The following is an 18,498-nucleotide window of genomic DNA, read 5'->3' as shown; positions in this document are numbered from 1 at the left end:
GCCCGGTAAGCGAAGCGCCACCGGGCATTAAGGCTCAGGAGAGCATAAAATCCACCGCGTCCGCCGCGTGGATCGCCGCTGTGTCGAATACCGGCAGCGGGCTGAGCTCCGCAGGCACCAGTAGGCCAATTTCGGTACAACCGAAAATCACGCCCTGCGCACCCTGCGCTTTCAGTGCGGAAATCACCTCGAGGTAATAGTCACGTGACGCCTCGCAGAAGGTGCCAAGGCACAACTCATCAAAGATTATCTGGTTGATACGCGCGCGGTCGTCGCTGTCCGGGATCGGCGTACTGATGGCAAATTCCTGTTGCAGACGGCCGCGATAGAAATCCTGTTCCATTGTGTAGCGCGTACCGAGCAGCGCAACGTTGTTCAGCCCCGCTTTTTGAATCGCACGTCCGGTCGCATCGGCAATGTGCAGGAATGGCACAGTAACGGTGTTCTCAATTTGTTCTGCGACTTTGTGCATAGTATTGGTACACAGCACGATACCTTCCGCGCCAGCCTGCTCCAGCCCTTTCGCCGCCTGCGCCAGAATCTCACCCGCACGCGGCCAGTCACCGTTCGACTGACAGGCTTCTATCTCGTGAAAATCAACACTATGCAGCAGAATTTGTGCCGAATGTAGCCCGCCCAGACGCTGCTTCACACCTTCATTAATGAGTCGATAGTAGGGAATGGTTGATTCCCAGCTCATGCCACCTAACAGCCCAATCGTTTTCATTTTCATCCCTCGGTTTTTCACGTACCGTCCAGTGAACCAAACTTGTGATCAACTTTCCACTTCTCCAGCAGCCGATTTCTTTTTCACGCATTCTGAGATAAGTTAAATGAAACATTGTTTCAACTTACTACAGGACGGCCTGATGTTTATTTTTCATAAAGAGACCACCCTTGAAGATCTGGGTAACGGCGTCACCCGTCGTATCCTCGCCCATGATGGCAAAATGATGGCGGTAGAGGTGAACTTTGAGCAGGGAGCCATAGGCCCGCTGCATAACCATCCGCATGAGCAGTTGACCTACGTGCTTTCCGGGGAATTTGAATTCACCATCGGCGACGAAAAACACGTCGTGCGTGCGGGGGATACGCTCTATAAAAAACCGGAAATCATGCACGGATGTGTTTGCCTGCAGGCCGGTACGCTGCTCGATACCTTTACTCCGATGCGCCAGGATTTTCTCAAAGACTAATATCCTCACCCCGCCTAAGGCCCTCATTTCATGGGGGCCTTTTTTACTTCATATAATCAAGCATTAGCCTGATAACCATTAATGGAATCACTAATTTCAGGGGGTTAGGGGATAATTTCACTTATCTACTTCCATACCACCCACGCAGAAACACTACCCATCTCACTTAATTGAAACATCGTTTCGACTTCGATCACATTTCCATCATTAAACGCATGACGCGGAAACAAATAGCAATAAAATAAAATTAAAACGGTGTTTTACTAATCACGCATTACAAAACATCAGAGTTGAAACAGCAAAACACCACCAATGGAATGAAAAGTTAAAAAGCCTTATACAACATTTATTTACAGGGAAGAATCGTATGACCGACACCAAGCTAACACCGTGAATTCCGCGCCCCGTGCCCCTCGTGTGGAGCGATGACCGAACCTCAATCCGTTTTACAAACTTGTTTGCCAGGTAGGTATCTATGAATGAAAACAGAATGCTGGGTTTGGCCTGGATTTCGCCCTATATCATTGGGTTGATAATCTTTACGGCCTTCCCGTTTGTGTCATCTTTCTTTCTCAGTTTTACTGAGTACGACTTGATGAGTCCGCCGGTATTTAACGGCATTGAGAACTATCGCTATATGTTTACCGAAGATACGCTCTTCTGGAAATCAATGGGCGTAACGTTCGCGTATGTATTTTTAACCATTCCGCTGAAACTCGCATTTGCCCTGGGCATTGCGTTTGTTCTTAACTTTAAATTACGCGGGATTGGGTTCTTCCGTACCGCCTATTATATTCCGTCAATTCTCGGTAGCTCGGTGGCCATCGCCGTATTGTGGCGCGCACTGTTTGCCATCGACGGCCTGCTGAACAGCTTCCTCGGCGTGTTCGGTTTCGACGCCATTAACTGGCTGGGCGAGCCGTCTCTGGCGCTGATGTCTGTCACTCTGCTGCGCGTCTGGCAGTTCGGTTCCGCGATGGTTATCTTCCTGGCTGCACTGCAAAACGTTCCACAATCGCAGTACGAAGCCGCGATGATCGATGGCGCCTCCAAATGGCAGATGTTTATGAAAGTGACGGTGCCGCTGATTACGCCGGTTATCTTCTTCAACTTCATCATGCAAACCACTCAGGCGTTCCAGGAGTTTACCGGCCCGTACGTGATTACCGGCGGCGGCCCAACTTACTCCACTTATCTGTTCTCGCTCTATATCTACGACACGGCGTTTAAATACTTCGATATGGGGTATGGCGCAGCGCTGGCGTGGGTTCTGTTCCTGGTCGTCGCGGTCTTCGCCGCCATCGCCTTTAAGTCTTCAAAATACTGGGTGTTCTACTCCGCCGATAAGGGAGGCAAAAATGGCTGATATTCAACAAATCGACGAAGCAAGAAGCATTGCTGAACGTGAGGTTGCCCGCACCCTGAGACGCGAAAAAATCAACGCATGGGTTCGCTATACCATACTGCTGTTCGTTGGCCTGCTGATGCTTTACCCGCTGGCGTGGATGTTCTCGGCGTCGTTCAAGCCGAACCACGAGATCTTCACCACCCTGGGCCTGTGGCCTGCTCATGCCACCTGGGAAGGGTTTATCAACGGCTGGAAAACCGGTACCGAATACAACTTCGGCCATTACATGCTGAACACCTTCAAATATGTGATTCCGAAGGTGATTCTGACCATTATCTCTTCCACCATCGTCGCCTACGGCTTTGCCCGCTTCGACATTCCGTGGAAGAAATTCTGGTTCGCCACGCTCATCACCACCATGCTGCTGCCGAGCACCGTACTGCTGATTCCTCAGTACCTGATGTTCCGTGAAATGGGCATGCTGAACAGCTACATGCCGCTGTATCTGCCGCTGGCCTTCGCCACGCAGGGGTTCTTCGTCTTCATGCTGATTCAGTTCCTGCGCGGCGTGCCGCGTGACATGGAAGAAGCGGCGCAAATTGACGGCTGTAACTCGATTCAGGTGTTGTGGTACGTGGTGGTGCCGATTCTGAAACCGGCCATTATCTCTGTCGCACTGTTCCAGTTCATGTGGTCCATGAACGACTTTATCGGCCCGCTGATCTACGTCTACAGCGTCGATAAGTACCCGATTGCACTGGCACTGAAAATGTCCATTGACGTCACCGAAGGTGCGCCGTGGAACGAAATTCTGGCAATGGCGAGCATCTCCATTCTGCCGTCCATCATTGTGTTCTTCCTGGCTCAACGCTACTTCGTACAGGGCGTGACCAGCAGCGGAATTAAAGGTTAAGAGGGATATATCATGGCTGAAGTGATTTTCAACAAACTGGAAAAAGTGTACTCCAACGGCTTCAAAGCGGTACATGGTATCGACCTTAAAATTGCTGAAGGCGAATTTATGGTGATCGTTGGCCCATCGGGCTGCGCCAAATCCACCACCCTGCGCATGCTGGCCGGGCTGGAAACCATCAGCGGTGGCGAAGTGCGCATTGGTGAGAAAGTGGTGAACAACCTCGCGCCGAAAGAGCGCGGCATTGCGATGGTGTTCCAGAACTATGCGCTCTATCCGCACATGACCGTGCGCGAGAACCTGGCGTTCGGCCTGAAGCTGAGCAAAATGCCGAAAGATCAAATCGACAGACAGGTCGATGAAGCAGCGAAAATTCTTGAGCTGGATGAACTGCTGGACAGGCTGCCGCGCCAGCTCTCCGGCGGCCAGGCGCAGCGTGTGGCCGTAGGCCGCGCGATTGTGAAAAAACCCGACGTATTCCTGTTCGATGAACCGCTCTCCAACCTCGACGCCAAACTGCGCGCGTCGATGCGCATCCGTATTTCTGACCTGCATAAGCAGTTGAAGAAATCGGGCAAACCGGCAACCACCGTGTATGTCACCCACGATCAGACCGAAGCGATGACCATGGGCGACCGTATCTGCGTCATGAAGCTGGGCCACATCATGCAGGTCGACACGCCGGATAACCTCTACCACAAGCCGAAAAACATGTTCGTCGCGGGCTTCATCGGCGCGCCGGAAATGAACATTCGCGCCAGCAAACTGGTGGATAAAGAGGGGCATCTCTATCTGACCATCGGCGACGAATTCCTGCCGCTGAGCAACGTGTTAGAGCAGAAACTGGCAGGCCATAAAAATGAAGACGTGTTCTACGGTATTCGCCCGGAATTCGTTTCCGTATCAGATGAGCCTTTTGCCGAAGGCGGTTGCACCGGCGAGATGGTACGCGTTGAAAACATGGGCCATGAGTTCTTCGTCTACCTGAAAGTAGCCAACTACGAACTGACGGCGCGCATTCCTTCAGACGAAGCTAAGCCCATGATTGATAAGGGTCTTAATCGCAAAGTGTACTTTACGTTTGACATGAATAAGTGTCATATCTTTGACGCAAAAACAGAACAGAACCTCTCTCTTTAATGGAGTATTAAAATGAAAAAAGTGCTTTTAAGCGCAGCAATCTCCACCATTTTGGGGCTGACTGCTTTACCCTCAATGGCAAAAGATGTGGATTTACGTATGTCCTGGTGGGGCGGCAATGGCCGTCACCAGGTTACTCTGAAGGCGCTGGAAGAGTTCCATAAACAGAACCCTGATATCAACGTTAAAGCGGAATACACCGGCTGGGATGGTCACCTCTCCCGCCTGACCACCCAGATTGCGGGCGGTACCGAGCCGGATGTGATGCAAACCAACTGGAACTGGTTGCCGATTTTCTCCAAAACAGGTGATGGCTTCTACGACCTGAATAAAATGAAAGATGTCATCGACCTGAGCCAGTTCGATGCCAAAGAGCTGCAAACCACCACGGTGAACGGCAAGCTGAACGGCATTCCGATTTCGGTAACTGCGCGTGTGTTCTATTTCAACGATGAAACCTGGAAAAAAGCCGGCGTTGAGTACCCGAAAACCTGGGACGCGCTGATGGAAGCGGGCAAAACCTTCGAAAGCAAACTGGGTAAGCAGTACTACCCGGTGGTGCTTGAGCATCAGGATACCCTGGCGCTGCTGAACTCGTATATGGTGCAGAAGTACAACACCGCCGCCATTGACGAGAAGACCAAAAAACTGGCCTGGAGCAAAGATCAGTGGAATGAGTTTTTCCAGATGTACAAAAAACTCATCGACAGCCACGTGATGCCGGATACCAAGTACTACGCCTCTTTCGGTAAGAGCAACATGTACGAAATGAAGCCGTGGATCCAGGGCGAATGGGCCGGAACCTACATGTGGAACTCCACCATTAATAAATATTCTGACAACCTGAAGCCGCCTGCAAAACTGGAGCTGGGTAACTATCCGATGCTGGAAGGCGCAACCGACGCGGGCCTGTTCTTCAAACCGGCGCAGATGCTCTCTATCGGTAAGTCGACGAAAAACCCCGAAGCGGCGGCGAAGTTAATCAACTTCCTGCTGAACAACAAAGAAGCGGTCGATACGCTCGGCCTGGAGCGCGGCGTGCCGCTGAGCAAGGCTGCGGTGAAATTCCTGACCGAAGACGGCATCATCAAAGAGGACGATCCGGCGGTATCCGGCCTGCGTCTGGCGCAGTCTCTGCCGACCAAACTGAGCGTGTCGCCGTACTTTGATGACCCGCAGATCGTCGCCCAGTTCGGCACCACCCTGCAATACATCGATTATGGTCAGAAATCCGTGGAAGAGGCTGCCGCAGACTTCCAGCGCCAGGCGGAACGTATTCTGCGTCGCGCCATGCGTTAATCCCCACCTTGTCACTCAATACCCTGGCGCTTCGGCGGCGGGGTATTTTTTTATCAGGAGTTGATTGATGAAAGGTAAAATCATCCCGCTAAATTTCCGTTCACAGCCGGACAGTGAAACAGGGCATGAGGTCATTCGCCTGACGCCGCCGCATATTATTTGTCACCGTAACTACTTCTATCAGAAGTGTTTTACCCGCGATGGCAACAAGCTCATTTTTGGCGGCGCGTTTGAAGGACACTGGAATTACTACCTGCTAGACCGCGAAGCGCAACACGCTACGCAACTCACGGACGGCGAAGGCGATAACACCTTCGGCGGCTTCCTTTCCGCAGACGACCAGGCGCTGTGGTATGTGAAAAACAACCGCCAGTTAAGGCGCGTGGATCTCGATTCGCTGGAAGAGCAGGTGATTTATGACGTCGATGACGCGTGGGTGGCCTATGGTACGTGGGTCGCCAACAGCGACTGTACGCAGCTTGTCGGCATCGAAATCAAAAAAAGCGACTGGCAGCCGCTGACCGACTGGGGAAAATTCCGCGATTTCTACTTTACGCGGCCGGAATGCCGCCTGATTAACATCGACCTGAAAACGGGTGCGCAGCGCACCATTTTGCAGGAGAAGCGCTGGCTGGGGCATCCGATTTACCGCCCGTTTGATGATAATACCGTGGCGTTCTGTCACGAAGGCCCGCGCGATGCGATCGATGCGCGTATGTGGCTAATCAATGCCGACGGCACTTACCTGCGCAAGGTTCGCCAGCATCAGCCCGGCGAAAGCTTTACTCATGAGTTCTGGGTACCGGATGGCTCCGCGCTTTATTACGTGGCGCATCAGGATAATTCACCGCAACGCTATTTATATCGCGCCGATCCGGCAACGCTTGAAAATACTCTGCTGATGGCGATACCGCCCTGCTCTCACCTGATGAGTAATCATGACGGCTCGCTCGTTGTAGGCGACGGTGCACCGCATAACGGGAGCAACGACCCGTTTATCTGGGTGTTTGATATTCACAGCGGGGAGCAGAAAGCGGTGTGTCAGCATAACAGTAGCTGGAAGGTGCTGGACGGTGACCGCCAGGTGACGCATCCGCATCCTTCGTTTTCACCGGATAATCAGTGGGTGCTGTATACGTCAGATGTCGAGGGGATGCCGGCGCTCTATTTGGCGAAGGTGTAAACCCTCACCCTCACCCTAACCCTCTCCCTCAGGGAGAGGGAACCGACTGTGCACAATTGTTACTTCTCGGCCTCCCAGTGGAACAGTGCACCGTTGCTACTTCTTCCTGTGAGAGAGTGTAGAGGGGATGCCGGCGCTCTATTTGGCGAAGGTGTAAACCCTCACCCTAACCCTCTCCCTCAGGGGGAGGGAACCGACTGTGCACAGTTGTTACTTCTCGGCCTCCCAGTGGAACAGTGCGCGGTTGCTACTTCTCCCTGTGGGAGAGTGTAGAGGGAATGCCGACGCTCTATTTGGCGAAGGTGTAAACCCTCATCCTAACCCTCTCCCTCAGGAAGAGGGAACTGACTGTGCGCGTGTTTTCTCCCTCTCCCCGTGGGAGAGTGTAGAGGGAATGCCGACGCTCTATTTGGCGAAGGTGTAAACCCTCATCCTAACCCTCTCCCTCAGGGAGAGGGAACCGACCGTACGCGTGTTTTCTCCCTCTCCCTGTGGGAGAGGGCCGGGGTGAGGGCATCAGCGCGCACTCACCCCAACTATCCTTCACACCCCAATATTTCGCAGCTTCTCTCCTGCCATCAGTTTGCGTTCGATATGCTCCAGCGTGACATTTTTGGTTTCCGGAATCAGCCAGAACGTAATCCCGATAAAGGCAATATTCAGCCCGGTATAAAGCCAGAACGTCCCTGCCGCACCGATGCTGTCGAGCAGCGTCAGGAAGGTCGCGCCAATAATCATATTGGAGACCCAGTTGGTTGTGGTGGAACAGGTGATACCAAAGTCGCGGCATTTCAGCGGCTGAATTTCAGAACACAGGATCCACACCACCGGCGCGGCACTCATCGCATAACCGGCGATGCACATCATGGTCATGCCCACCGACAGCCAGGAAAGCCCGCTGCCTGCCGTGCCGTTATCAAACTGCATCAGGCAGTAACCCAGCACCAGCGTACCCAGCGCCATCACGCTAAAACCAATCTTCAGCGCCGGTTTACGTCCGGCTTTATCCACCATAAAGATGGCGATAAATGTCGCAAACATAAAGGTCAACCCGACAACCAGCGTCGCCAGCATCTGCTGTTCCGTGGTGGTGAACCCCGCCATTTTGAAGATGCGCGGCGCGTAGTACATGATGATGTTCATCCCGGTGAACTGCTGCATCGCCTGCAATAGCATGCCGAGAAACACCGCGCGGCGGACGTTGCGGTTAGCTTTGAACAACTTCCAGCCGCCCTGCTTCAGCTTCAGGCTTTCGCGAATTTCATTGAGCTCTTCACGCGCTTTTTCAGAGGTATCACGCAGCATACGCAACACTTCTTCCGCTTCGATATGCCGCCCTTTCTCCGCTAGCCAGCGCGGGCTGTTCGGCAGGAAGATCACCAGCACAATCAGGATCACCGCTGGCAACGCCAGCACGCCAAGCATCGCGCGCCAGTTACCGGTGTAGCTGAATGCGGTATCAGAGAGAAACGCCAGCACAATGCCCAGGGTGACCATCAACTGATACATGCTGATCATCTTACCGCGCACGTGTTCGCTCGCCATTTCAGAGAGATAAAGCGGCGCGGTGTAAGAGGCAATCCCCACAGCGATACCCAACAACACACGCGCCGCAATCAAGATTTCCACGCTACTGGCCAACGCAGAGCCCAGCGAGCCCAGCACGAACAACACCGCCGCCGCCATCAGGCTGTATTTGCGCCCCAGGCGGAAGGAGAGCCAGCCGTTGAACAGCGCCCCCAGCGCCGCACCGAGCATCATGCTGCTGACCACCCACTCCTGCAAACGGCTGCTCAGAGCAAAGTGATCGGTGATAAAGGGCAGCGCCCCGGCAATCACGCCGATATCTAAACCAAACAACAGACCGGCCACCGCCGCAGAAACGGAGACAAACAGATTCATTCGCCGCGTATCGCGCTGCGAGCGTGGAGACACAACTGAATCACTATTTAAGGTAACCATCTTTTCCTGCCTGCACTGAATAGAACATTCCCTGAACATACGGGATTTCCAGAGAGATACGTCAGGCGGTTCATCGCGTAGATATGGATTAAATAGCTGCACATATCGGTTATGTGATGGACATTACAATTTTAAAATTGAAGAACATTTCATCAATTATTTTTAATTGTCTGTTTTTAAATAGATTTATCTTTAATGATTTCACTAGAGAAATAATCACATGGATAAATCAATTTACACGATATGGATTGATGTGATTTACAGGCAAAAAAAACCCTGCCGCGAAGCAGGGTTCTTACCGCCAGGCCGGAATTAACGAGCCAGCCAGCCACCATCTACGGCAACGGTATAGCCGTTGATGTAATCAGATGCGCTGGAAGCCAGGAAGACAACCGGCCCCATCAGATCGCTCGGCAGACCCCAACGACCCGCCGGGATACGATCGAGGATCGCCGCGCTACGCTCTTCATCCGCACGCAGTTGCTGGGTGTTGTTGGTCGCCATGTAGCCCGGTGCAATAGCGTTGACGTTGATGTTATGTTTCGCCCACTCGTTGGCCATCAGGCGAGTGACGCCCATTACGCCGCTTTTCGATGCGGTGTAAGACGGTACGCGGATGCCGCCCTGGAAGGAGAGCATGGAGGCGATATTGATAATTTTGCCGCCTTTACCCTGCGCGATGAAGTGTTTCGCCGCCGCCTTAGACATAAAGAACACGCTCTTAATGTTCAGGTTCATCACGTCGTCCCAGTCTTTTTCGCTGAAGTCGATCGCGTCTTCACGACGAATCAGACCGGCGTTGTTGACCAGAATATCGATATGACCGAATTCCGCTACCGCACGGTCAAGCAGCGCAGGGATACCGTCGATGGAACGCAGATCGGCAGTCAGGCTCAGGAAGCGACGCCCCAGCGCGGTGACGCGCTCGATGGTCTCAGCCGGCTCAACGATGTTGATACCCACGATGTCGCAGCCCGCTTCCGCCAGGCCAACCGCCATACCCTGGCCCAGACCGGTATCACAACCGGTGACAACGGCAACTTTACCCTGCAGAGAGAATGCATCTAAAATCATATTAAATTCCTTATTGATTGCGCCTGTTCGCGACAGGCATTATTTCTTTTGCTGCCCGCGACTTAGCGCAGATCCTTAACCGCCACGTGATCCATGTCATCGAAGACCTGGTTCTCACCAACCATTCCCCAGATGAAGGTATACGCTTTGGTACCCACACCGGAGTGAATAGACCAGCTCGGCGAAATCACTGCCTGTTCGTTATGCATCACGATGTGACGCGTTTCCTGCGGCTGCCCCATCATATGGAACACGCAGGCGTCCTCATCCATATTGAAGTAGAAGTACACTTCCATACGGCGCTCGTGGGTGTGGCACGGCATGGTGTTCCACAGGTTCCCCGGCGCGAGTTCAGTCAGCCCCATGCTGAGCTGGCAAGTTTCCAGCACATCAGGCACGAAGTATTTATTGATGGTGCGACGGTTGCTGGTGAGGTTATCGCCCAGCGTGACCGGAGAAACGTCATCCGGGGTGACTTTTTTGGTCGGATAAGTGGTGTGGGCCGGTGCGCAGTTATAGTAGAACTTCGCCGGTTTCGCCGTATCGACGCTGGCGAAGACCACTTCTTTTGCCCCTTTCCCGACATACAGCGCGTCGCGGTGGCCGATTTCATAACATTTACCGTCAACGGTAATGGTGCCTGCGCCGCCGATGTTAATCACCCCCAGCTCACGACGTTCCAGGAAGTAGCTCACGCCTAATTGTTTGCCCACTTCGCCGCCCACGGAAACGGTTTTTGCCACCGGCATAATGCCGCCGACGATGATGCGATCAATGTGGCTGTACACCATGGTGTACTCATCCGCGACAAACACTTGCTCAACGAGAAATTCGTTGCGCAGGCCCTGCGTGTCCAGCGTTTTTGCATGTTCACTATGAATGCTTTGTCTTACGTCCACCGAATGCCTCCAGAAAATCCGTTGCTCTTTATTAGCGACCTGAAACAGGGTTCCGCTTTGTCAATGAGGTCATCTTATCGCTGATGAAATGGGTTTTCAATTACAATTAAAACGTTGTTTCACTTTTTCTGTCTAATATTACTAAAAATGCAAAAGGGATCACGAATATGCCGTTATCCATCCCCGGTGAAAAAATAAAGTCTTTTTAATTCAGTAAAATATAAACATTGAGAATTAACTGAAATGTGAGAAATATCCGTCAAAAAACAAAGTTCATTTGGAGCGGCATCGCTTTCGATAACCTGATCTGGGTTGAATTTACAGCCTTTTCGTACAAAGTGCGCTCACCATCACAAACATTGAAACGTCGTTTTGATAAATTATCACTATATTTTTAAAACGACATCCACATCGGCCGGTGAGCGTTAAGCCACCATTGCTTGAGAAAAAGGAGTGCAACATGGCTAAAGGTATGCGGGTAAAACTGAACTATGAGGTCAGCCGCGATCCAGACACAGGCGCGGAAGTCACCCGCTTAACCCCACCAGAAGTCACCTGTCATCGTAACTACTTCTATCAGAAGTGCTTTTTCAACGATGGTAGCCATCTGCTTTTCGCAGGTGAGTTTGACGGCCACTGGAACTACTACCTGCTGGATGTCGCCAATGCAGAAGCGGTGCAATTAACGGAAGGCGAAGGTGATAACACCTTCGGCGGTTTTCTCTCACCGGATGACCAATCGCTCTACTATGTGAAGAACGATCGCACCCTACTGGAAGTGAACCTGAAAACGTTGGTGGAACGGGAAGTGTATCGCGTGCCGGACGAATGGGTCGGCTACGGTACCTGGGTGTCCAACAGCGACTGCACCAAACTGGTAGGCATTGAGATTGCCAAAAGCGACTGGACGCCGCTTAACAGCTGGCAGCTGTTCCACGACTTCTTCCATAAAGGCCCGCACTGCCGTCTGCTACGCGTTGACCTGCAAACGGGCGAAAGCTCGGTTATCCACGAAGAGAAAAACTGGCTCGGCCACCCGATTTATCGCCCGTTTGACGATCATACCGTCGCGTTCTGCCACGAAGGCCCGCACGATCTGGTCGATGCCCGCATGTGGCTGGTAAACGAAGACGGCAGCAACGTGCGTAAAGTCAAAGAGCATGCGGAAGGTGAAAGCTGCACCCATGAATTCTGGGTACCTAACGGTTCGGCGCTGGTGTATGTCTCTTATCTGAAGGGTAAGCAGGGTCGCACCATTTATCGTTACAACCCGGACACCGGCGTCAACGAAGCGCTGATGCAGATGCCAGCCTGTTCGCATCTGATGAGCAACTTCGACGGTACGCTGCTGGTCGGTGACGGTTCCGGTACGCCGGTCGATGTGAAAGACACCAGCGGCTACACCATCGATAACGATCCCTATTTATACGGTTTCGACGTGGCGAAAAAAGCGTACTTCCGCATCGCGCGTCATGACACCTCCTGGGCGACGGTACAAAACAGCCGCCAGGTCACGCATCCGCACCCTTCTTTCCTGCCACACGATGGCGCGGTGTTGTTCAGTTCCGACAAAGACGGTAAACCGGCACTTTATATTGCCAAACTTCCGACACAGCGTGATTTTATTCAGGCCTGAATGGCTGAATATAAAGTATGAGTGACTGAGTGTTTGATGTAGTGTTTCTGTAACTGGCCTTGCCCTCCTTTATGGGGGGCTTTTTTTTATCTGCCGTTTATATTAGAAATATGATTGAAAAAAAGAAAACAGAAAAACCCGGCTAACTACGCCGGGTTAATAACGAGGTGGAAGAATTAATTAGAAGGTATATGCCACACCGACACGGAAGCGCGTCTGGCGATCGTTACGGTCATTCACACCCACGTTACCCACTTCGCCATACGGTGCCCAGTTTTTATCCCAGCGGTAAGCCAACTTAACGTTATATTCCTGAGAATACGGTTTGTTGTTATTACGCGCGGTTCCTTCGCTGCTGCGTGCATACACATAGTTCAGCTCGGTGCGCCAGTCGCCGAATACATAACCCGCCCAGGCGTCGCCACGGTTGACTTTATCATCGTCTTTACCGGCATTTGAAGGATAGCGTGTGTAATCATAACGATAACGCGCGGCAACATAAAAACCACTGTCGAAGCTGTACTGAACCCGCAGGTTCGGTTTGTAAATAGAGCGGCTATCATTACTTTCAATATTGAACCCCGGCGTTACCGAGAAATTCTTATTGGCTTTCCACTGCCAGCTAATACTCTCTTCATGACCATTACCGATAAAATCCGCATACGGCTTATCGGTATTATCCCCCCCCGACTTCCATTTAGCTTCAACAGAGAAACCAAAGCCATTTGCAAAACGATGTGAAACAGAAACACGGTCAGCGTTAGTTTTATCTGTTTTACCACCATCAATAAATTCGTGACGTAAATCGACAGTTACCGCTGATGCAGCAAAAGATGCTCCACACAATACAGCCAGGGCCAGAGTTTTTTTCAACATTTGCTATCCCTCAATTGAAATCATGTTTCGTTTTTATGGAATTGCATTTTATTTTTTTAATACGTGTATTTTAGTGATCAGGATCGTAATTATTTGTTTCAAAAAATACGGCACGAAATGGCGTGATCGGCTTCAATAAAAAGATGTCAAAACACAATAAATATGCGATGCACATCACATGCAATTCATTTTTCACACATAATCCGCTAAAACTCCTGTTTTTAATAACCGATACAAATCAACAAGTTAATGATGCATTAAAAAATAAAATAACCAGGGTTATTTTATTTCATCAAATAATAAGGATTTTATTAATGTGTTTTTATAGAATTAACTCAGCGCAAACCATGACAAGCGACGACAAAAGTGTAAGCAAAAAGCCTTTCGTTACGTCATTTGCATTAGCATTAATACGGGGGGATAAAAAGGGATTAACTCAGGGTAATCTTAACGCTACCGGGGGTTTTAGTAGCGTTGTAAGAGATTATGCAGCAGGCAAATCACGTTCCACGGCCAGCGCCACGCCCTGACCGCCGCCAATGCACAGCGTCGCCAGGCCTTTACGGGCATCGCGTTTCATCATTTCGTGAACCAGAGACACCAGAATTCGGCAGCCGGACGCGCCAATAGGATGGCCTAAGGCGATAGCGCCGCCGTTCACATTCACTTTCTGCTCATCCCACTCCAGCATCTTGCCGACAGAAATCGCCTGGGCGGCAAACGCTTCGTTGGCTTCAATAAGATCGACATCGTTCAGTTGCCAGCCCGCACGCTCCAGACAACGACGGGTGGCGTACACCGGCGCGATACCCATCAACGCGGGATCGACGCCGACGCTGGCAAATGCGCGGATACGCGCCAGGATGGGTAAATTCAGCTCCAGCGCTTTGCTTTCGCTCATCATTAACACCGCCGCTGCGCCATCGTTGATCGACGACGCGTTCCCGGCAGTGACGGATCCAAGCTGATCGAATGCCGGGGTGAGGCGCGCCAGTCCTTCCGCGCTGGGATCGGTTTGCGGCTGCTCATCCGTTTCGACACGCAGCGTTTCCCCGTTCGGCTGGGCGTTCACTACCGGAACAATTTCATCGCGAAAGCGACCGGAATCGATAGCCTTACGCGCCTTGTGTTGTGAACTTAGCGCCCAGGCATCTTGTTGTTCACGGCTGATGCCATATTCGCGCGCCAGATTCTCCGCCGTCACGCCCATATGATAATCGTTAAACGCATCCCATAATCCGTCGTGCACCAGGCTATCAATTAGCTGACTGTTACCCAACTGCGCACCGGTGCGGCTATCGGTCAGAACGTGCGGCGCGCGGCTCATATTCTCCTGGCCGCCCGCGATCACCACATCCGCTTCACCACACTGAATGGCCTGGGTCGCCAGATGCAGCGCTTTCAGGCCCGAGCCACAAACATCGTTGATCGTAATAGCAGAAACCGTATTGGGCAGGCCGCCTTTAATTGCCGACTGGCGCGCAGGATTTTGCCCGGTACCCGCCGTCAGCACCTGACCAATAATCACTTCATCAATAACATGCGGTTCAATTCCGCTACGTTCGACCAGCGCATTGATCACCAGGCTACCCAGCTCGACAGCCGAATGGCGGGAGAGCGCCCCCTGGAAGCAGCCGATGGGTGTACGGACTGCACCTACGATAACGACATCTTTCATCTCTACCTCAGCGCAAAATAACCAGGCTATAGTAGATGATTGTTATCAACTTTTATCGTAATTGTTTAAAAAAAGTGAGATTTATCACAAAGGTTTTCCGTTACGCTGACACCTGTTGCAGATACGCTTTGACCCAGCTTCCAGCCGCGCCCGGCGGCGCGCTTTTATTCCACAGCAAATCGATAGAAACGGCGATCGGCCAGCCGGGAAGTGTCAGCATGGTTAACGGCGCGGAACCGGAAAACTCCTCCACTAACGCACAGGGCAACACACACCAGCCGAAGCCCTGAGCGGCCATGCTCATCAACATCAGATAGTTAGGTGCAGACCACACCGGGCCGCGCGCAGGCGTGGGGCGATTTTCGAGATAAGTATTCAGCCGCAATTCGCGCCAGGTATGCAGTTGATCCCACTCGACGCTGGGCTGCGCGGTTAACGGATGATCGAGGGAAACGTAAATAGCCATGTGCGTCTGCATCGGCAGACGAGTATGTCCAATATTGGTGGGATAACTTTCCCGCGCCTCAATCAGCCCCACCTGCGCGCGTCCTTTTTGCAGCAAATCAATAACATCGTCGTCTTCACCGACCAGACATTCAAACTCTGTATGCGGAAAACGACGGTCAAACTGCACCATCAGCTTTTCCAGCACATCAGGGTGGAGCGTATCCGACAACACAAATGCCAGCCGCGCTTCCGTTTCGCTGCTCAGGGCCACCGCCAGTTCATCCAGCCGCTCACTGGCGGCCAGAATCGCCTGCACGTAACTCAGTACACGCTGGCCTTCGGGCGTTAACACCGGCTGGCGCGACGAACGATCGAACAACGTCACGCCGAGATCGGCTTCAAGATTGGCAATCGCGGTGCTGATGGTGGACTGGCTTTTCCGTAAGCGCCGCGCGGCAGCTGAAAATGAACCGCTGTCGACGGTTTCGACAAATGCGGTAAGGGCTTCGGGTGAATAGCGCATAATCTATCTACTTTATCGATGGAATCTATCTTTTACTTATCATATTTATCCATAAAATGCCCAGCAATAGAGAGAACAACCAGAGGTAATTGAGATGCAACACGACAACCTTCACCGCAGAAAGCTGCCGGAGCGCATTTTCCACGCCGTGTGCTTTGAAGGCATCGCCACGGCGATCCTCGCCCCGACCGCCGCATACCTGATGCAACGCTCGGTGCTGGAAATGGGTGGGTTAACCATTATTCTCGCCACCACGGCGATGGTGTGGAATATCATCTATAACGCCATTTTTGACCGCCTGTGGCCGGTGACGCGCGTCACCCGTACGGCGAAAATCCGCGCCTTCCACGCGCTGGGATTTGAGTGTGGCTTTATCGTGATTGGGGTGAGCATTGTATCGGTGGTGCTTGGCGTGACCCTGATGCAGGCGCTAACGCTGGAGATTGGTTTCTTCCTGTTCTTCCTGCCCTACACCATGCTCTATAACTGGGTGTATGACATGCTGCGCGAGCGCGTGATGAAGCGCCGTGTGCAACGGGCGATGGATTGTGCGCGCTGATGCCCTCACCCCGGCCCTCTCCCACAGGGAGAGGGTGAATTACGTATGTGCACAATCTCTCCCCTCTCTCACAGGGAGAGGGTGGGTTCCGTATGTGCACAATCTGTCCCCTCTCTCACAGGGAGAGGGTGAGTTACGTATGTGCACAATCTGTCCCCTCTCTCACAGGAAGAGGGTGAGTTACGTATGTGCACAATCTGTCCCCTCTCCCACAGGGAGAGGGTGAGTTACGTATGTGCACAATCTGTCCCCTCTCCCACAGGGAGAGGGTGAGTTACGTATGTGCACAATCTGTCCCTCTCTCACAGGGAGAGGGTGAGTTACGTATGTGCACAATCTGTCCCCTCTCCCTCTGGGAGAGGGTTAGGGTGAGGGGTAAAAGTATTCATAACCACCACGAATCATAATTATGGTAAATTACGCTCCATTTTGTATGTTCCATGGTTATTAAATTCGCATAATGTCTAAAATTTGGTCAAAAGAAGAGACGCTCTGGAGCTTTGCCCTGTACGGCACTGCTGTAGGCGCCGGTACCCTGTTCCTGCCAATCCAGTTAGGATCCGCAGGGGCCGTGGTACTGTTTGTTACCGCGCTGGTCGCGTGGCCGCTGACCTACTGGCCGCATCGCGCCCTGTGTCAGTTTATCCTCTCCTCCAACACGCCTGCGGGTGTCGGGATAACCGGTGCAGTCAGCCACTACTACGGCAAAAAAATTGGCAATCTCATCACCGCGCTCTATTTCCTGGCGTTTTTTGTGGTGATTCTGATTTACGCCGTCGCCATCACCAACTCCATCACCGAACAGATAGCCAAGCATATGCCGGTCGATCTGACGGTACGCGTGCTGGTGAGTCTTGGCGTGGTATTACTGCTGAACATGATTTTCCTTGCCGGTCGCCAGGCCACCATCAAAGTGATGGGCTTCCTGGTGTTCCCGCTGATCGCCTACTTCCTGTTTTTGTCGATTTACCTGACAGGCAGCTGGCAGCCCGCGCTACTCACCGGGCAAATGGAAGTGACGCCGCACACGCTGCACCAGGTGTGGTTATCCATCCCCGTGATGGTTTTCGCTTTTAGCCATACGCCAATTATCTCTACCTTCGCTATCGACCGTAGAGAGAAATATGGCGAGCTCGCGATGGGTAAATGCAAAAAAATCATGAAGGTCGCGTATCTGATTATCTGCCTGAGCGTGCTGTTCTTTGTCTTTAGCTGCCTGCTCTCCATTCCGGTGGATTACATCAATACCGCCAAAGATCAGGGCGTGACGATTCTCTCAGCACTGTCGATGATGCCCAACTCACCCAACTGGTTGTCCGTATCCGGCATTATCGTGGCGATTGTGGCGATGTCGAAATCGTTCCTCGGCACCTACTTTGGCGTCATTGAAGGCGCGAGCGAGATGGTAAAAGCGTCTCTCAATCAGGTTGGCGTGCGTAAAAGCCGTTCGTTTAACCGCATGATGTCAATTCTGCTGGTCTCTACCCTGACCTTCATCGTTTGCTGCATCAACCCGAACGCTATTTCGATGATCTACGCGATAAGCGGCCCGCTGATTGCCATGATTCTGTTTATCATGCCGACGCTCTCTACCTATCTTATCCCATCGCTGAAGCCGTACCGTTCTGTCGGCAGCCTGATTACGCTGATTGTGGGCATACTCTGCGTCTCAGTGATGTTCCTCGGTTAACGCCGTTAGCAGGGCAGTTCTGGCTGCCCTGTTATCCCGTTTGAAACAAATGATGAGCAAAAATCAGTTTGTTCC

General features: G+C 52.2%; 16 protein-coding genes. 9 read left to right on the top strand and 7 right to left on the bottom strand.

Features of this window, described 5'->3' with window-relative positions; genetic code table 11:
- Window positions 1-34 precede the first annotated feature (34 nt).
- On the bottom strand, window positions 35-727 hold the full coding sequence (locus ACOXYR_RS03005; RefSeq protein ID WP_421356486.1) for an aspartate/glutamate racemase: 693 nt from the start codon (window positions 725-727) through the stop codon (window positions 35-37).
- Between the two features lie 142 nt (window positions 728-869).
- On the opposite strand from ACOXYR_RS03005, the gene ACOXYR_RS03000 reads away from it, so the two are divergent.
- The 6 genes from ACOXYR_RS03000 to ACOXYR_RS02975 all read left to right on the top strand — a co-directional run bounded on the left by ACOXYR_RS03000 (window position 870) and on the right by ACOXYR_RS02975 (window position 7,079).
- Window positions 870-1,196 carry a cupin domain-containing protein gene (locus ACOXYR_RS03000; protein WP_108475942.1) on the top strand — a complete coding sequence of 109 codons (327 nt, stop codon included), beginning with the start codon at window positions 870-872 and terminating at the stop codon, window positions 1,194-1,196.
- Between the two features lie 475 nt (window positions 1,197-1,671).
- Window positions 1,672-2,562: a carbohydrate ABC transporter permease gene (locus ACOXYR_RS02995; RefSeq protein ID WP_108475941.1), complete on the top strand. Its 891-nt coding sequence runs from the start codon at window positions 1,672-1,674 to the stop codon at window positions 2,560-2,562.
- Entirely contained in the window at window positions 2,555-3,457 is a 903-nt protein-coding gene (locus tag ACOXYR_RS02990) for a carbohydrate ABC transporter permease (RefSeq protein WP_108475940.1), read from the top strand. The genes ACOXYR_RS02995 and ACOXYR_RS02990 overlap by 8 nt, the downstream gene beginning before the upstream one ends.
- A gap of 12 nt (window positions 3,458-3,469) precedes the next feature.
- Window positions 3,470-4,597, top strand: coding sequence for an ABC transporter ATP-binding protein (locus ACOXYR_RS02985; protein WP_421356485.1), 1,128 nt, complete (start codon window positions 3,470-3,472; stop codon window positions 4,595-4,597).
- 12 nt (window positions 4,598-4,609) lie between these two features.
- On the top strand, window positions 4,610-5,896 hold the full coding sequence (locus tag ACOXYR_RS02980) for an ABC transporter substrate-binding protein (RefSeq protein ID WP_108475938.1): 1,287 nt from the start codon (window positions 4,610-4,612) through the stop codon (window positions 5,894-5,896).
- A 67-nt stretch (window positions 5,897-5,963) separates the two neighbouring features.
- Window positions 5,964-7,079 (top strand): oligogalacturonate lyase family protein, encoded by a 1,116-nt coding sequence (locus ACOXYR_RS02975; protein WP_113857727.1) that lies wholly within the window; start codon window positions 5,964-5,966, stop codon window positions 7,077-7,079.
- A gap of 543 nt (window positions 7,080-7,622) precedes the next feature.
- Here the strand turns inward: ACOXYR_RS02975 and araE are convergent.
- From araE to kduI, 3 genes are all read right to left on the bottom strand, one after another.
- Entirely contained in the window at window positions 7,623-9,041 is a 1,419-nt protein-coding gene (araE, locus tag ACOXYR_RS02970; RefSeq protein WP_189623919.1) for an arabinose-proton symporter AraE, read from the bottom strand.
- A 312-nt stretch (window positions 9,042-9,353) separates the two neighbouring features.
- Window positions 9,354-10,115 (bottom strand): 2-dehydro-3-deoxy-D-gluconate 5-dehydrogenase KduD, encoded by a 762-nt coding sequence (gene kduD, locus ACOXYR_RS02965; protein WP_421356714.1) that lies wholly within the window; start codon window positions 10,113-10,115, stop codon window positions 9,354-9,356.
- 62 nt (window positions 10,116-10,177) lie between these two features.
- Window positions 10,178-11,014, bottom strand: a complete 837-nt coding sequence (gene kduI, locus ACOXYR_RS02960; protein ID WP_108475934.1) for a 5-dehydro-4-deoxy-D-glucuronate isomerase — start codon at window positions 11,012-11,014, stop codon at window positions 10,178-10,180.
- 460 nt (window positions 11,015-11,474) lie between these two features.
- On the opposite strand from kduI, the gene ACOXYR_RS02955 reads away from it, so the two are divergent.
- Window positions 11,475-12,650, top strand: coding sequence for an oligogalacturonate lyase family protein (locus tag ACOXYR_RS02955; protein ID WP_108475933.1), 1,176 nt, complete (start codon window positions 11,475-11,477; stop codon window positions 12,648-12,650).
- Between the two features lie 180 nt (window positions 12,651-12,830).
- Here the strand turns inward: ACOXYR_RS02955 and ACOXYR_RS02950 are convergent, their stop codons facing one another.
- From ACOXYR_RS02950 to ACOXYR_RS02940, 3 genes are all read right to left on the bottom strand, one after another.
- Entirely contained in the window at window positions 12,831-13,526 is a 696-nt protein-coding gene (locus tag ACOXYR_RS02950; RefSeq protein ID WP_108475932.1) for an oligogalacturonate-specific porin KdgM family protein, read from the bottom strand.
- 484 nt (window positions 13,527-14,010) lie between these two features.
- Window positions 14,011-15,204 carry an acetyl-CoA C-acetyltransferase gene (locus ACOXYR_RS02945; RefSeq protein WP_113857730.1) on the bottom strand — a complete coding sequence of 398 codons (1,194 nt, stop codon included), beginning with the start codon at window positions 15,202-15,204 and terminating at the stop codon, window positions 14,011-14,013.
- A 100-nt stretch (window positions 15,205-15,304) separates the two neighbouring features.
- Window positions 15,305-16,174, bottom strand: coding sequence for a LysR family transcriptional regulator (locus ACOXYR_RS02940; RefSeq protein ID WP_108475930.1), 870 nt, complete (start codon window positions 16,172-16,174; stop codon window positions 15,305-15,307).
- A 94-nt stretch (window positions 16,175-16,268) separates the two neighbouring features.
- Between ACOXYR_RS02940 and ACOXYR_RS02935 the strand changes: the two genes are divergently transcribed.
- Together ACOXYR_RS02935 and ACOXYR_RS02930 are read left to right on the top strand one after the other, a co-directional pair.
- On the top strand, window positions 16,269-16,733 hold the full coding sequence (locus ACOXYR_RS02935; RefSeq protein WP_113857731.1) for a multidrug/biocide efflux PACE transporter: 465 nt from the start codon (window positions 16,269-16,271) through the stop codon (window positions 16,731-16,733).
- A 460-nt stretch (window positions 16,734-17,193) separates the two neighbouring features.
- The gene (locus ACOXYR_RS02930; protein WP_421356050.1) at window positions 17,194-18,423 is read left to right on the top strand and encodes an amino acid permease; all 1,230 of its coding nucleotides are present in this window, start codon (window positions 17,194-17,196) and stop codon (window positions 18,421-18,423) included.
- Window positions 18,424-18,498 lie beyond the last annotated feature (75 nt).

This window comes from Pseudocitrobacter faecalis, from assembly GCF_965231525.1.
GTDB classification, from domain to species: domain Bacteria; phylum Pseudomonadota; class Gammaproteobacteria; order Enterobacterales; family Enterobacteriaceae; genus Pseudocitrobacter; species Pseudocitrobacter faecalis.
This window is presented reverse-complemented; position numbering and strand designations above follow the sequence as displayed.

Coding starts and splice junctions, on each gene's coding strand:
- ACOXYR_RS03005 (WP_421356486.1), bottom strand. CDS start 727: ATGAAAACGATTGGGCTGTTAGGTGGCATGAGCTGGGAATCAACCATT.
- ACOXYR_RS03000 (WP_108475942.1), top strand. CDS start 870: ATGTTTATTTTTCATAAAGAGACCACCCTTGAAGATCTGGGTAACGGC.
- ACOXYR_RS02995 (WP_108475941.1), top strand. CDS start 1,672: ATGAATGAAAACAGAATGCTGGGTTTGGCCTGGATTTCGCCCTATATC.
- ACOXYR_RS02990 (WP_108475940.1), top strand. CDS start 2,555: ATGGCTGATATTCAACAAATCGACGAAGCAAGAAGCATTGCTGAACGT.
- ACOXYR_RS02985 (WP_421356485.1), top strand. CDS start 3,470: ATGGCTGAAGTGATTTTCAACAAACTGGAAAAAGTGTACTCCAACGGC.
- ACOXYR_RS02980 (WP_108475938.1), top strand. CDS start 4,610: ATGAAAAAAGTGCTTTTAAGCGCAGCAATCTCCACCATTTTGGGGCTG.
- ACOXYR_RS02975 (WP_113857727.1), top strand. CDS start 5,964: ATGAAAGGTAAAATCATCCCGCTAAATTTCCGTTCACAGCCGGACAGT.
- araE (WP_189623919.1), bottom strand. CDS start 9,041: ATGGTTACCTTAAATAGTGATTCAGTTGTGTCTCCACGCTCGCAGCGC.
- kduD (WP_421356714.1), bottom strand. CDS start 10,115: ATGATTTTAGATGCATTCTCTCTGCAGGGTAAAGTTGCCGTTGTCACC.
- ACOXYR_RS02955 (WP_108475933.1), top strand. CDS start 11,475: ATGGCTAAAGGTATGCGGGTAAAACTGAACTATGAGGTCAGCCGCGAT.
- ACOXYR_RS02950 (WP_108475932.1), bottom strand. CDS start 13,526: ATGTTGAAAAAAACTCTGGCCCTGGCTGTATTGTGTGGAGCATCTTTT.
- ACOXYR_RS02945 (WP_113857730.1), bottom strand. CDS start 15,204: ATGAAAGATGTCGTTATCGTAGGTGCAGTCCGTACACCCATCGGCTGC.
- ACOXYR_RS02940 (WP_108475930.1), bottom strand. CDS start 16,174: ATGCGCTATTCACCCGAAGCCCTTACCGCATTTGTCGAAACCGTCGAC.
- ACOXYR_RS02935 (WP_113857731.1), top strand. CDS start 16,269: ATGCAACACGACAACCTTCACCGCAGAAAGCTGCCGGAGCGCATTTTC.
- ACOXYR_RS02930 (WP_421356050.1), top strand. CDS start 17,194: ATGTCTAAAATTTGGTCAAAAGAAGAGACGCTCTGGAGCTTTGCCCTG.